The sequence below is a fragment of the Xenorhabdus bharatensis genome (assembly GCF_037996705.1).
GTDB lineage: Bacteria > Pseudomonadota > Gammaproteobacteria > Enterobacterales > Enterobacteriaceae > Xenorhabdus > Xenorhabdus bharatensis.
The window spans coordinates 1-223 of record NZ_JBBMXG010000114.1; the positions used below are offsets into that span (position 1 = coordinate 1).

Annotated in this window: 1 rRNA gene; it reads left to right on the forward strand. The window is 55.6% G+C overall.

What is annotated here, in order from left to right:
• Positions 1-12: 12 nt before the first annotated feature.
• A 23S ribosomal RNA gene (locus AAC855_RS21470) occupies positions 13-223 on the forward strand; the annotation flags it as partial.

The window sequence follows — 223 nt, forward strand, 5'->3', positions numbered from 1 at the left end:
TTCGGGTTGTGAGGTTAAGCGACTAAGCGTACACGGTGGATGCCTAGGCAGTCAGAGGCGATGAAGGGCGTGCTAATCTGCGATAAGCGCCGGGAAGGGGATATGACCCGCAAGACCCGGCGATACCCGAATGGGGAAACCCAGTGCAATCCGTTGCACTATCTTGACCTGAATTCATAGGGTCAAGAGGCGAACCGGGGGAACTGAAACATCTCAGTACCCC